The organism is Lysinibacillus sp. G1-3 (genome assembly GCF_056322905.1).
Map to the genome: position 1 here is coordinate 136,845 of NZ_JBWHYQ010000001.1, position 15,094 is coordinate 151,938.

Consider the following 15,094-nt stretch of genomic DNA (forward strand, 5'->3'; position numbering starts at 1 on the left):
TGAGGAAACATTATGTCAAATGCAGTATTAGATGTTAAAGATAAACCGACCCCAGTCCAACTAGTGACATTAAGTTTCCAGCACATGTTCGCCATGTTTGGGTCAACGATCTTAGTTCCTCAGTTGGTTGGTCTTAGTCCAGCGATTGCTCTATTAACGAGTGGGATTGCTACACTGTTCTTCTTATTAATTACGAAATTTCAAGTACCTGCTTATTTAGGATCATCATTTGCCTTTATTGCGCCGATTTTACTAGCGGCAGGTGGCTTAAATAAAGATGGTTCCAGTGTAAATCCTGGTCATGCAATGATTGGTGCTATGGCAGTAGGGATTACATATGGCATCGTATCCCTTATCATCTGGAAAAGCGGCTATAAATGGATTATGAAAATTTTACCACCAATTGTGGTGGGCCCTGTCATTATGGTAATAGGTCTTGGACTATCAGGGACAGCGGTCAATATGGCGATGAATGTAGATGGGAAATATAACTTTTTACACTTCTCAGCAGCGCTAGTGACTTTATTTACAGCCATTATTTTCACGATTGCCTTTAAAGGCATTTTAAGCACAATGCCAATCTTAATTGGCTTAATCGTAGGATATGTTTACTCAATGATGATCGACATAGTTGATTACTCACCAATTGCGAAAGCTGATTTCTTTGCACTACCTGACTTCTTAATCCCAGGTGTGCACTATGAGTTTGAAATCACAACAACGCTGCTCCTAACAATGGTGCCAATCGTTATCGTAACGATTTCCGAGCATATTGGTCACCAGTTAGTATTAGGTAAAGTGGTCAATCGAGATTATATTAAAGAGCCAGGCTTACATCGTTCGTTATTAGGGGACGGTCTTGGTACATTTATTAGTGCACTAATCGGTGGTCCGCCGAAAACAACTTACGGTGAAAATATCGGTGTCCTTGCGATCACTCGAGTTTACAGTGTGTATGTCATTGCAGGTGCAGCAGTCGTAGCCATTTTACTGTCATTCTTCGGGAAAGCAATGGCAGTTATTGCAACAATTCCAACAGCTGTACTTGGTGGGGTTTCCATCTTACTCTTCGGTATAATTGCAGCAAGTGGATTACGAATGTTAGTGGATAACCATATCGACTTTGGTAATAGTCGTAACTTGGTCATCGCCTCAGTTATTTTGGTCATCGGTATCGGTGGTGCGAAGTTCGTTGTTTCAGAATCACTAAGTATCGAAGGTATGGCATTAGCAGCGATTATCGGTGTTCTTTTAAATGCCATCCTACCAGGTAAAAAAGAAGCGGATATACCAATACCGTACAATCAAAATAAAAATTCATAAAAGTACCTTTTAATGAATTGTCCAGAGAGGCAAAAAAAGGGAAGTTGTAGACAGTCTAAAAGTAGGAATGGATCCTGCTGTAGTTTGTCGCGCCTCCTTATGCCTCGTTGATGACATCAACGGGGCTTTTATTTTAGAAAACGTTTCATAACGTTCATGAAACACACCCTACGGAGGTTACAATGAAGAACTTATTATCGATGGAACATTTAACAATTGAAGAAATTAACCACATTCTAGATCGTGCGCAAGCCTTTGAGAATGGTGAGGCATCATCGTTATCTCGCCCATACAACGTTGCAAATTTATTTTTTGAACCAAGTACGCGCACGAAAACAAGCTTTGAAATGGCAGAGCGCAAAGTTGGCTGTACCGTTATCCCGTTTGACGGTAGCTTTTCGAGCGTCTCTAAAGGAGAGACATTGTACGATACGGTAAAGACGTTAGAAATGATTGGTATAGACGCAGTAGTCATTCGCGCAAAGGAAGATGCGTATTACAATGAACTACTTGAAGGCATCGATGTGTCAATTATTAACGGAGGTGACGGCACTGGTCAGCATCCGTCTCAATCACTATTAGATCTTTATACAATCAAAAAAGAGTTTGGTTCTTTTGAAGGGTTAAATGTGACAATCGCTGGAGATATATGCCATAGCCGTGTAGCGAAATCGAATGCGTTAGCGTTACAACGACTAGGGGCAAATGTTCATTTCCTTTGTCCGGAAGAGTGGCAAGGAAGTTTCGAAGCGCATCATTCTTGGGATGATTTAATCGAAATAAGCGATGTGATTATGTTACTTCGTGTGCAGCATGAACGTCATAAAGTAAATAAAAGCTTCTCAAAAGAGGGCTATCATGAAGAGTACGGTTTAACAGTTGAACGTGAGAAACAAATGAAAGAAAAGGCAATTATCATGCATCCAGCACCGGTCAATCGTGATGTAGAAATTGCTTCGGAGCTAGTAGAATGCGAGCGTTCTAGAATTTTCGAGCAAGTTCGAAATGGTGTTTATACACGAATGGCTATTGTAGAAACAATTTTAAAGGGGAGAGAGTAACATGACAAAAGTTCTTCAAAATGTACAAATGGTAAATGAACAAGGCGAGCTACAAACAGTAAATATCGCGATGGTAGACGGCAAAATTACTGAAATAGGTCAAAATGTAACTGTAGCAGGCGCAGAAGTAATCGAAGGAAATGGTTTAGTTGTTGCACCAGGCTTTGTGGATGTTCACACACATTTACGTGAGCCGGGCTTTGAACATAAAGAAACAATTGCTACAGGTTCAGCATCAGCAGCAAAAGGCGGCTTCACAACAATTTGCGCGATGCCAAATACAAAACCAGTGCCAGATTCAGTAGAAAATATGCAGCTAATTAACGGTCTTATTAAAGAAAGTGCAGCAATTCGAGTACTTCCATACGGCTCATTAACAAGGGACATCTCAGGTGAGGTTCGTACAAATATTGAAGAATTAAAAGCACATGGAGCAGTCGCATTTTCAGATGATGGTGTTGGGATCCAACTTGCATCAACAATGTATGAGCAAATGAAGGATGCAGCACAGCACGATGTGGTTGTTGTCGCACACTGTGAAGATAACTCATTAATTTACGACGGCGTAATGCATGAAGGAAAACGTAATAAAGAGCTTGGTTTACCAGGAATTCCATCGATTTGTGAATCCGTTCAAATTGCCCGAGATGTTCTACTGGCAGAAGCAGCTGGAGCACGCTACCACGTATGTCACGTATCAACGAAGGAATCTGTACGTGCAGTACGAGATGCGAAAGCAGCAGGAATACGTGTCACAGCAGAAGTTTGCCCACACCATTTATTACTTGAAGAAATGGATATTCCATCGGATGATGCAAACTGGAAAATGAATCCTCCGATACGTGGAATTGATGATAAAGACTCACTTCACGCAGCGCTGCTAGACGGCACGATCGATTGTATCGCTACAGACCATGCTCCACATACAGTAGAAGAAAAATGCTGTGGTATGGTTGGTGCACCATTTGGCATTGTAGGCTTCGAAACAGCATTCCCACTGCTTTACACGCAGTTTGTAGAAACCGGAAAATGGACTTTAAAACAGTTGATTGACTGGATGTCTGTAAAGGCAGCTCAAATTTTTGATCTACCATATGGCACATTAGAAGTTGGAGCTTCAGCAGATATGATTTTAATAGATTTAAATAAAGAGCAAACAATTGATGCAGAAGGCTTTGTATCAAAAGGACGCAATACACCATTCAATGGTTGGACAGCAAAAGGATGGCCGGTCCTTACAATTTTTGAAGGCAATATCGTATACCAGGAGGTAGAGTAATGAAAAAACGTTTACTTATTTTAGAAGATGGCACAGTATTTACAGGTACAGCGTTCGGTAGTGAGCGCGCTTCACAAGGTGAGGTTGTATTCACAACAGGGATGACAGGTTATCAGGAAACAATTTCAGATCCTTCATTCTACGGACAAATTGTAACGTTAACTTACCCTTTAATCGGTAATTACGGTATTAACCGTGATGATTTTGAATCAATCTCACCAGCTATTCGTGGATTTGTAGTCCGTGAATTAGCAAAAACACCTTCAAACTTCCGCTGTGACTTAACAGTAGATGAGTACTTAACATCCAAGGATATCCCAGGGATTGAAGGAATCGATACACGAAAATTAACACGCATTATTCGCAGTAAAGGTTCAGTAAAAGCTATTTTAACAGCGGCTGATGAAGAAGTGAATGTAGATGAAATCGTAGCGAAATTACAGGTAACACCTGAGATTACACATCATGTTCGTGAAGTATCACCGAAAGCAGCTTACCCATCACCTGGTCGTGGCAAACGCGTCGTATTAATTGACTATGGTATGAAGCACGGTATTCTTCGTGAGTTAAACAAACGTGATTGCGACGTACTCGTTGTCCCTTACAATACTTCAGCAGAAGAAATTTTAGCGTGGCTTCCAGATGGCATTATGCTGTCAAACGGTCCAGGTAACCCTGAAGATGTAGCAGAAAGCGTTGAAACAGTACGCAATTTAATCGGAAAAGTGCCAATGTTCGGTATTTGCTTAGGTCACCAAATCTTCTCGCTAGCATGCGGTGCGCGAAGCTATAAACTACCATTCGGTCACCGTGGTGGTAACCATCCAGTAAAAGATTTACGCACAGGCCGTACAGACTTAACATCTCAAAATCATGGTTATGCAATCGACATCGATTCATTAAAAGATACAGATTTAGAAATTACACATATCGCATTAAATGATGGTACTTGTGAAGGTGTACGTCACAAGAAATATCCAGTCTTCACAGTGCAATATCACCCAGAAGCATCACCAGGTCCAGAGGATTCAAATCACTTATTTGATGAATTTATCGAAATGATGGAAGTAGAAGCAGGGAAGGGGAAACAACATGCCTAAACGTACAGATATTAAAACTATTTTAGTAATCGGATCAGGTCCAATCGTGATCGGACAAGCAGCAGAATTTGACTACGCAGGAACACAAGCTTGTCTTTCTTTAAAAGAAGAAGGTTACCACGTTATTTTAATAAACTCAAACCCTGCAACAATTATGACAGATACAGAAATTGCAGACAAAGTATATATTGAGCCAATTACACTTGAGTTTGTATCAAGAATTCTACGTAAAGAGCGTCCAGATGCCATCCTACCAACACTTGGTGGTCAAACTGGTTTAAACATGGCCATCGAATTAGATAAATCAGGAATTTTAGATGAGCTTAATATTGAAATTCTTGGTACAAAATTAGAAGCTATCCATAAAGCGGAAGACCGCGATCTTTTCCGTAATTTAATGTATGAGCTAGGTGCTCCAGTACCTGAATCAGATATTATCCATAACTTAGACGAAGCGAAAAACTTTGTAGCGAAAATTGGTTACCCAGTAATTGTTCGTCCTGCCTTCACACTTGGTGGTACAGGCGGCGGTATTTGCTACAACGACCAAGATCTAGAGGAAATCGTTACATCTGGTCTAAAATATTCACCAGTAACACAATGTTTACTAGAAAAATCGATTGCTGGTTATAAAGAGATTGAATATGAAGTAATGCGTGATGCTGCTGACAACGCCATCGTTGTATGTAACATGGAAAACGTTGACCCAGTTGGGATTCATACAGGTGACTCAATTGTAGTAGCACCTACACAAACACTTTCAGATCGTGAAAACCAAATGCTACGTAATATCTCTTTAGATATTATCCGTGCACTGAAAATCGAAGGTGGCTGTAACGTACAGTTAGCTCTTGATCCATATAGCTTCAGTTATTATGTGATCGAAGTAAACCCTCGTGTATCACGTTCATCAGCATTAGCGTCAAAAGCAACAGGTTACCCAATTGCTAAGCTAGCAGCAAAAATCGCAGTTGGTTTAACATTAGATGAAATCAAAAATCCTGTTACAGGTTCTACGTATGCTTGCTTCGAGCCAGCTCTAGACTATATCGTGGCAAAAATTCCACGCTGGCCATTCGATAAATTCGAATCAGCAAAGCGTAATCTTGGTACACAAATGAAAGCGACTGGTGAAGTAATGGCACTTGGTCGTACATTTGAAGAAGCTATGCTAAAAGCAGTGCGCTCTCTTGAAACAGGCCAAGTTCACTTAGAGCTGAAACATGCAGAAGAAAACACGGATTCTTGGATTGAAAAGCGTATCCGTAAAGCAGGTGACGAGCGTCTATTCTTCATCGGTGAAGCACTTCGTCGCGGTGTAACAATTGAGCAAATCCATGAATGGTCTGCCATTGACTTGTTCTTCTTAAATAAATTCAAAAACATCGTAGATATGGAGCAAACACTTGCTGACAATAAAAACGATAAAGAAGTGATGCGTACAGCAAAACGTCTAGGCTTTGCAGATAAGAAAATTGCCGAGCTTTGGGAAACAACACCAGAAGAAATTTATGCATACCGTAAAGAAAATGGCATTATCCCTGTATATAAAATGGTTGATACTTGTGCAGCGGAGTTTGAATCTGAAACACCATACTTCTATGGCACATATGAAGATGAAAATGAATCGATTAAATCTGATAAGCCATCAGTAGTGGTACTTGGCTCAGGTCCAATCCGCATTGGTCAAGGGGTAGAGTTCGACTACGCAACAGTACACTCAGTATGGGCAATCCAAGAAGCAGGCTACGAAGCAATTATTATAAACTCGAATCCAGAAACAGTATCAACGGACTTCTCGATTTCAGATAAATTATACTTCGAGCCATTAACAATCGAAGATGTAATGCATATTATCGACCTGGAGCAACCAATTGGTGTAGTTGTACAATTCGGTGGTCAAACAGCTATTAATCTAGCTGATAAATTAGCTGCTAATGGTGTGAAAATCCTAGGTACAACACTTGAAGATATCGACCGTGCAGAAAATCGAGACAAATTCGAGCAAGCATTACGTGACTTGGACATTCCACAGCCACTAGGTCAAACAGCTGTATCTACGGAGGAAGCTCTTGCGATTAGTGAACGTCTAGGCTTCCCTGTACTAGTTCGTCCTTCATACGTGCTAGGTGGTCGTGCGATGGAAATTGTCTACAACCAAGAGGAATTAAAACACTATATGGAGAACGCGGTAGAAGCATCTCCAGATCATCCAGTATTAGTAGACCGCTACTTAACTGGTCAAGAAATCGAAGTAGATGCCATTTGTGACGGTGAAAATGTATTAATCCCAGGTATTATGGAGCATATCGAGCGTGCAGGGGTTCACTCTGGTGACTCTATCTCTGTATACCCTCCACAAAAATTAACACAAGCGCAAAAAGATACGCTAGTGGATTATACAACTCGCCTTGCAAAAGGTCTGGGCATCATAGGCTTAATGAACATTCAATATGTTATTTCAAAAGGCGAAGTGTTTGTCATCGAGGTGAACCCGCGTTCATCTCGTACAGTACCGTTCTTAAGTAAAATTACTAACATTCCGATGGCGAATATTGCAACGAAAGCGATTCTTGGGAAATCAATCGTAGAACAAGGCTATCCAACAGGCTTAGCGCCAGAGCAAAATGGTGTCTTCGTAAAAGTACCAGTATTCTCATTCGCTAAATTACGCCGTGTTGACATTACACTAGGCCCTGAAATGAAATCAACAGGTGAAGTAATGGGTAAAGATGCAACATTAGAAAAAGCACTATACAAAGGCTTAGTTGCAGCAGGTATGGAAATTCGCACTGAAGGAACAGTATTGTTCACAGTGTCCGATAAAGATAAAGAAGAAGCAATTGCACTTGCAAAACGCTTCTCAACAGTAGGCTATCGTATTGTCGCTACTGAAGGTACAGCTCAAGCGTTTGAAGCTGCTGGCGTACGCACAGATGTAGTTGGCAAAATCGGTGCAAAAGGTGAAACTTTAATCGATTTAATTCAAAACGGTGAGGCACAGCTTGTTGTCAACACATTAACGAAAGGGAAGCAACCGGCACGTGATGGCTTCCGAATTCGCCGCGAGTCTGTAGAAAACGGCGTACCTTGTTTAACTTCATTAGACACAGCAGAAGCGATGGTCCGTGTTATTGAATCGATGACATTCACAGCAGAACATATGCCAAAAGCGGAGGTAGTACATTAATATGATTCGTCAAGAGAAAATGACGGTCGTCTCTCAAAAGCAAATTGCGACAAACATTTTCGAATTGACACTTCGTGGAGAACTGGTTCAGGATATGACACCTGGCCAGTTTGTCCATGTAAAGGTGTCAGATTCAATGGAGCCGCTTTTACGTCGACCAATTAGTATTGCAAACATAGATAAAGACAACAACGAATTTACAATGATTTATCGCGCGGAAGGTCGCGGAACTCAAGTTTTAGCGACAAATCGTGAAGGGCAGCTTGTCAATGTCCTTGGTCCGATCGGTAATGGGTTCCCGGTAGAAGCAGTAAAAGAGGGAGGCACAGCCCTACTAGTTGGTGGAGGAATCGGAGTACCTCCATTACACGAGCTTTCCAAGCAATTGAACGCACGTGGTGTAAAAACAATTCATGTCCTTGGCTTTCAAACGGAAGATGTATGCTTCTATGAGGAAGAATTCAGTGCCCTTGGAGAAACGCATTATGTAACGGTTGACGGCTCTAAAGGAACTAAAGGCTTTGTGACAAATGTTTTAGAGTCTCGAGCACCGGAGTTTGATGTCTTTTATTCTTGCGGTCCTCTACCTATGTTAAAAGCACTTGAAGGCTTCTATCCAGAAAAAGAAGGTTATTTATCATTTGAAGAGCGTATGGGCTGCGGTATCGGTGCTTGTTTCGCTTGTGTATGTAAAACAACAGACCAAGTAGCAAAAGACTATGTCAAAGTATGCTCTGACGGTCCAGTTTTCCCGAAAGGTACGGTGGCATTATGAGTCGTTTAAACATTCAATTACCAGGTTTAGATTTAAAAAATCCAATAATGCCAGCTTCCGGCTGCTTTGGCTTTGGACGTGAATATGCACAGCTTTATGATTTATCTAAGCTTGGCGCTATTATGATTAAAGCTACGACTGTGGAAACACGTCCTGGCAATCCAACTCCACGTGTCGCAGAAACAGCGGCAGGGATGTTGAATGCCATTGGTTTACAAAATCCCGGCATCGAAAAAGTAATGAACGAAGAATTAAAGTTTCTAGAAGCATATGATGTGCCAATTATTGCAAATGTTGCTGGTACAGAGACAGCTGACTACGTAGAAGTAGCGCAACGCATTTCTACTGCATCTAATGTGAAAGCACTTGAGCTTAACATTTCTTGCCCGAACGTTAAATGTGGTGGTATTCAATTTGGTACAGACCCTGCAACTGCACGTGAGCTAGTGGCAGCTGTCAAAGCTGTTTCTGAAGTGCCTGTATACGTGAAATTGTCTCCTAACGTAACGAATATCGTAGAAATTGCACAAGCTGTTGAAGCGGGTGGTGCAGATGGCATTACAATGATTAATACACTAATCGGTATGCGTTTAGACGAGCGTACAGGTAAGCCAGTGATTGCCAATGGTACAGGCGGCTTATCAGGTCCTGCCGTAAAGCCAGTGGCGATTCGTATGGTCTATGAGGTGTATAAGGCTGTCAATATTCCGATAATTGGGATGGGTGGCGTGTCAGAAGCACAGGATGTTATAGACTTTATGTCGGCCGGCGCATCTGCAGTTGCTGTAGGAACAGCAAACTTTGTGGATCATTTCGTTTGTCCAACTATAATTGATGAACTACCAGCAAAGCTCGATCAATTAGGAGTAGAGCATATTTCAGAAATTATCGGAAGGAGCCACCGTTCATGAATACAAAACCAATACTTGCACTAGATTTCCCTGGAGAAACAGAAGTAGTTAACTTTCTAAAACATTTTAATGAGCCTCTTTTCGTGAAAATTGGTATGGAATTATATATGCAGGAAGGCCCAGATATTGTCCGTAAAGTAAAAGATCTAGGTCATGATATTTTCCTTGATTTAAAGCTACACGATATTCCTAATACAGTGGGCTCTGCTATGAAGGGTCTAGCAAAATTAGGGGTAGATTTAGTCAACGTTCATGCGGCAGGCGGACGTCCGATGATGGAGGCAGCACTTGAGGGGCTTGAAGCGGGTACTCCTACAGGGCGTGAACGTGCGGCATTAATTGCTGTAACACAGCTGACTTCTACAACAGAAGAGCAAATGCAAGCAGAGCAAAAAATTGCTTTATCTCTACAGGAATCTGTATTACATTACGCAAGCTTAACCAAACAGGCTGGCTTAAATGGTGTTGTCTGCTCCGTACATGAAGCACAAGCGATTGCTGAAGTGTGCGGTGAAGATTTTTTACGTGTGACACCTGGTATTCGATTAGCGGGTGGCGACGCACACGATCAAAAGCGCATCGCAACACCAGACGGCGCAAAACGTGACGGTTCTTCGTTAATAGTCGTTGGGCGCGCCGTTACAGGTGCACAAGATCCAGTAGCAGCATATAAAATCGTAAATGAATTATGGGAGGCATAAATATGACATTACAAAATGAAATCGCACACGCAATGTTAAAAGTAGGCGCAGTCGAACTAAATCCAACAGAACTATTCACATGGGCATCAGGCATTAAATCCCCAATTTACTGTGACACACGCCTAACAATTTCTGACCCTGTAATTCGTAAGCAATTAGCAAACGGTCTAGCATCTCTTATTAAAGAAAACTTTGGACCAACAGAAATCGTAGCAGGTACAGCAACAGCAGGCATTCCACATGCCGCTTGGGTAAGTGATATTTTAGATTTACCGATGGTTTATGTACGCTCTAAAGCAAAAGAGCATGGCCGTGGTAACCAAATCGAAGGAAAATACGCAGCAGGTCAAAAAGTCGTAGTAGTAGAAGATATCGTTTCTACAGGCGGCTCATCGATTACAGCTGTAGAAGCCTTACGCGCAGCAGGCTGTGAAGTACTAGGCGTTGTATGTGTCTACACATACAATCTGCCACGTGCTGAACAAGCATTTGAAGAGGCAGGCATTCAATATGTATCGCTAACAAATTTCGATTATTTAATTGAAGCAGCAAATGAATCAGGTGCTATTCAAGAAGAAGATATTCCATTCCTAAAAGACTGGCATGGAAAGTTAAAAGCAGGCGAGCTTTAATGAAAAAAAGTGGCTGGGACATAACTAATTTGTACTTTATGAAAAACGTATAATTTTTAAATTAGCAATGAATATAAACAGAAAACCCGAACAATTACGAAACACAGGCTGAGCGTTTCGTGATATAGTTCGGGTTTTTCATTGGCTAAATCCTTGTGTCCCAGCCTCTTTCATTTGTTGAAACGCTATTGAAATTAAGGTGTCCTGTTAAATAAAGTTAGTCCTTGATCAAAACGAGGGGTTGATTTCCGCTAGGCTAGGCGCATTGTTGATGTTGATCATTAATTTAGTTTTATCGAAACACTTTCAAGAATTATCGACCAAATTTTGAAGTTTATCACCCAACTTTTCATTTTTATCGACATCCACCGCCCAAAGAGCGAAAAAGGATTCATACACAAAACTGTGTGTGAATCCTTTTAAATTTACAGTAGCGGAGAAATGAGTCGCATAAGAGATTCAAGCATGCGTTTTTGAATACTTCGCTTTTGAAATGACGCCCATGTAATTTCAATGGAGTCTTTAAAATCTTGTTCAAAATCATTTTTAATATCTAGAACTGTTTTAGTTTCATATAAGACTGCAATGAGTTCATAATTAAGCTCAAAACTACGAATATCCATATTTGCTGTACCAATTGTTGCAACTTCATCATCAACAAGAACAATCTTTGCATGCATAAACGCATCATTAAGGCGGTAAATGGAGACACCTACTTTTAATAGTGGTGTAAAGTATGATTGGGATGCTTGATCACTAATGATGCTATCGCCTTTTCCAGGATATAAAATACGGACATCTACGCCGGAAAGTGCGCTCAAACGTAATAATGTTAATGTTTCCTGATCAGGAATGAAGTATGGAGTAGCAATCCAAATAGACTTTTGAGCAGAGCCCATAATTTTCAATAAAGCATTTCGAATATTTGTATCTTCTGAGCTAGGTCCACTCGCAACGATTTGTACGGCACCTTCTGCTTGATGTAATTTTTGACTTGGAAAGTACGTGCTGTTCATAAAGTGATTCCAAGACTCAGTATTTAAACTACTAGTGGCATAGAGATAATCTTCTAGGAAAATGGCCTGCAGCTTATATAATGCTCTTCCTTCTATTTTTAAATGGCTATCACGCCAAATAGGAAATTTCTTCGATCGACTAAGATATTCATCCCCGACATTAAGTCCACCTGTAAACCCAATTGCCCCATCTACAATAACAATTTTACGGTGGTTACGATAATTGACGGTTTCTAATAGCCAAGGTGAAAGAATAGAATCAAACTCGACTACTTCAATTCCGGCGTCTTTCATTGGTTGTAAGAAACTCCTACGTAATTTACTACTTCCAAGTCCATCGTAAAGAAAGCGTATGATCACACCAGAATTTGCTTTTCTTATTAAGGCATCTCGAATTGAAGTGCCGATTTCATCTGATCGATAAATATAGTATTGAATATGAATATGATGTGTAGCATTTTCAATCGCTTGTAGGATTTCAGTAAATGTTTCATCTCCGTTTGTTAAGAGTTTTGTTGCTGTCTCATTAGCAAGAGGACCGCCGCCAAATTTTTGGATAACTTGTGCTAAATAGGTGGATCGTTCATTTAAAGGGCAAGAGGGTTCTAAATTAAAACTTCTTCCTGCTAAAAGTTCGCGGAATAACTTTCTTTTTTCTTCTGAACGAGATAAATGTTTCTTTCTTCTCCAGCGACTTCTTCCGAATAGTAAGTACAGAAGTAAACCGATAACAGGGAGAATGGTTAATACTAAAAACCAAGCCAATGTACTTTGCGGGGAACGATTTTCAATAAAAATAATGAAGGCAATCCCAATAAGTGTGATAGGCCATAGTAAGCCGATTAAGGTAGATAAAGGAATAATGGACTTATTTAAAAATATGAGCATAATTGCTGCTATTGAAAATACAAATAGCAATTGGACAACGCGATTTTTCATATGTATACATTTCACCTATTCTTTCTTACATATAATCAAGAGAAAGTTGTACGTTAATAGCTTCATGATAAAATGTTTTCTTTTTTTTTACAATAGAGACATTTCTACGCCAACGTGTCTTGTTACGTTTTAAGTGTTATGAGCGAATCATATCGCTAAAATAACGAGAATTAATCCTCAAGTATTAAAATAGGATCTACGAAATTACTTAATATAGGAAGTTTCCTTCTTGATTCTTGGGCGGGCCCGGGAACATGAAAATGTAGTCAGCGTTTAAAAGGACAATCACGATAAAAAGAAGCCAAATATTAATAAGGCTGTTTCAAAATGTTGAACTTGGTTTATCTTAAGGGGCAAGAAAAATAATCTTTGCGCTAGGGATAGTAAAGTTTTATTTTCATCAAATTAAAACGGAATCAGAATTAAAATCTATTTTTATACAAAGAAATTATTTATTTATTACATAAAAAAATTAAGAAGAAGTCCGTAAAAAAATCACTTGAGAAATTGGATTAAATTATTTTTCTGCGGTAACATTCTGTGCTTCAGGGAGTTAATGCGATAAATGAAAAAAATTATACATTAATAGCAATTGGGTAATGAGGTTAAATATGGCAATTTATAAAAATTCGTTTAAATAGCTTTTATAATAAAGAAATTCTAATAAATTTAGATATTGAGAGGGAGATTAAAAATGAGTAAATAAATCATTTGCTATATTATGATAATAAAAAAATAATACTTTAAACCAATAAAGTGAAGATTGAACAAGTTTGTATCTAAGAGAAAAATAAATTTATTAAGAAAAATCGGAATAGTTGTATGGTTTATTTTGTATATAAGAATATAAGAAATGTAAAAATTCTCTTGATTATATGTATGATTTCTATATAAAATGATAGCATACTTAATTATCTGAATATTATATCATTTGGTACTTGTAAGAAAACCTTTATAAAGAAGAAATAATGTTTTTAAAAGTATTGTAAATTGATGATTTTTTATTTTGATATGATTGTGAAATAAGTTTATCGAAATCGACATTTTTTTCGGAATATTAAATCAATAAAACCCGAAAGTGATTTTTTGTAAAAAATCTTGGCGCGCCGTATCTAACTCACTACATTTGCAGCAATAGTTAAGTAAAAACTTTTAAAAGGTGTGATATAAAATGAGCTTAATGTTAGAAGTGAAAAACCTTAAGACTGGCTTTGATATAGATGGAGAAATATATCATGCAGTGGATGATGTTTCATTTTCAGTTAAATCAGGGCAGATTGTTGGGGTAGTTGGTGAATCTGGCTGTGGAAAAAGTGTAATGTCACTTTCTATTATGCAACTCCTTCCCAACGGAATTGGTAAAATCACTGGTGGAGAAATAAAATTCCATGGGAAAAACATAGAAAGTTATTCAATCGATGAGATGAATAAAATTAGGGGAAAAGATATAAGCATGATTTTTCAAGAACCTATGACATCCCTTAACCCAGTTTTTACCATAGGCTCACAAATTGAAGAGATTATGCTTAATCATAGTAAGATTTCGAAGGCTGAGGCTAAAGATAAAGCGATTGGATTATTAAAACAGGTTGGTATTCCAAGAGCTGAAAAAATTATAGATGAATACCCTCATCAATTGTCAGGCGGTATGAGACAAAGAGTAATGATTGCTATCGCCATCGCTTGTCATCCTAGACTTTTAATAGCGGATGAACCAACTACTGCACTTGATGTAACTGTACAGGCTCAAATACTAGATTTATTGAAAAATATTCAAGAAGAAAATAACATGTCTATTGTATTAATAACTCACGATTTAGGTGTAGTTGCGGAGATGTGTGATGAAGTAATTATTATGTATGCGGGGAAGATTGTAGAACGGACAAATGTTGATAATTTGTTTCACAATCCCAAACACCCATATACAAAACTCTTGATGGCGTCGATTCCGAGGATTGATATAGAAGTGAATGAATTAACCACTATTAAAGGTATTGTACCTTCTTTAAAAAATATGCCTCAACTAGGCTGCCGTTTTATTGATAGATGCCCGTCGGCTATGCCTGAATGTAGCAAGGTTACGCCGCAACTTGCCTTCATAGGTGACAATCATGAAGTTTCTTGTTTACTTTTTGAAGGCTGTAATTCTAGAAAGGGTGTGAGCTGA

The 15,094-nt window shown here is 39.2% G+C and carries 11 protein-coding genes; 10 read left to right on the forward strand and 1 reads right to left on the reverse strand.

The features are described 5' to 3' along the window. Window positions 1-12 precede the first annotated feature (12 nt). The 9 genes from ACVYAD_RS00650 to pyrE all read left to right on the forward strand — a co-directional run bounded on the left by ACVYAD_RS00650 (window position 13) and on the right by pyrE (window position 10,972). A complete protein-coding gene (locus tag ACVYAD_RS00650; protein WP_349658904.1) occupies window positions 13-1,323 on the forward strand; it encodes a solute carrier family 23 protein in 1,311 nt (436 codons plus the stop codon). A 182-nt stretch (window positions 1,324-1,505) separates the two neighbouring features. After that, window positions 1,506-2,384, forward strand: coding sequence for an aspartate carbamoyltransferase catalytic subunit (locus ACVYAD_RS00655; RefSeq protein ID WP_349658903.1), 879 nt, complete (start codon window positions 1,506-1,508; stop codon window positions 2,382-2,384). A gap of 1 nt (window position 2,385) precedes the next feature. Further along, on the forward strand, window positions 2,386-3,663 hold the full coding sequence (locus ACVYAD_RS00660) for a dihydroorotase (RefSeq protein ID WP_476423946.1): 1,278 nt from the start codon (window positions 2,386-2,388) through the stop codon (window positions 3,661-3,663). Further along, a complete protein-coding gene (locus tag ACVYAD_RS00665; protein ID WP_349658901.1) occupies window positions 3,663-4,763 on the forward strand; it encodes a carbamoyl phosphate synthase small subunit in 1,101 nt (366 codons plus the stop codon). The genes ACVYAD_RS00660 and ACVYAD_RS00665 overlap by 1 nt, the downstream gene beginning before the upstream one ends. Then, complete coding sequence (gene carB / locus ACVYAD_RS00670) at window positions 4,756-7,953, forward strand: carbamoyl-phosphate synthase large subunit (protein WP_476423948.1); 3,198 nt, start codon at window positions 4,756-4,758, stop codon at window positions 7,951-7,953. The genes ACVYAD_RS00665 and carB overlap by 8 nt, the downstream gene beginning before the upstream one ends. A 1-nt stretch (window position 7,954) precedes the next feature. Beyond that, window positions 7,955-8,728: a dihydroorotate dehydrogenase electron transfer subunit gene (locus tag ACVYAD_RS00675; protein WP_476423949.1), complete on the forward strand. Its 774-nt coding sequence runs from the start codon at window positions 7,955-7,957 to the stop codon at window positions 8,726-8,728. After that, window positions 8,725-9,639 (forward strand): dihydroorotate dehydrogenase, encoded by a 915-nt coding sequence (locus ACVYAD_RS00680; protein WP_197141797.1) that lies wholly within the window; start codon window positions 8,725-8,727, stop codon window positions 9,637-9,639. The genes ACVYAD_RS00675 and ACVYAD_RS00680 overlap by 4 nt, the downstream gene beginning before the upstream one ends. Further along, window positions 9,636-10,340, forward strand: a complete 705-nt coding sequence (gene pyrF, locus ACVYAD_RS00685; protein WP_476423951.1) for an orotidine-5'-phosphate decarboxylase — start codon at window positions 9,636-9,638, stop codon at window positions 10,338-10,340. The genes ACVYAD_RS00680 and pyrF overlap by 4 nt, the downstream gene beginning before the upstream one ends. Before the next feature lie 2 nt (window positions 10,341-10,342). Beyond that, on the forward strand, window positions 10,343-10,972 hold the full coding sequence (gene pyrE / locus ACVYAD_RS00690) for an orotate phosphoribosyltransferase (protein WP_427415724.1): 630 nt from the start codon (window positions 10,343-10,345) through the stop codon (window positions 10,970-10,972). Between the two features lie 425 nt (window positions 10,973-11,397). On the opposite strand, the gene ACVYAD_RS00695 is transcribed toward pyrE, so the two are convergent. Beyond that, window positions 11,398-12,927, reverse strand: coding sequence for a cardiolipin synthase (locus ACVYAD_RS00695; RefSeq protein ID WP_476423952.1), 1,530 nt, complete (start codon window positions 12,925-12,927; stop codon window positions 11,398-11,400). 1,171 nt (window positions 12,928-14,098) lie between these two features. Between ACVYAD_RS00695 and ACVYAD_RS00700 the strand changes: the two genes are divergently transcribed. Further along, the gene (locus tag ACVYAD_RS00700; RefSeq protein ID WP_476423954.1) at window positions 14,099-15,094 is read left to right on the forward strand and encodes an ABC transporter ATP-binding protein; all 996 of its coding nucleotides are present in this window, start codon (window positions 14,099-14,101) and stop codon (window positions 15,092-15,094) included.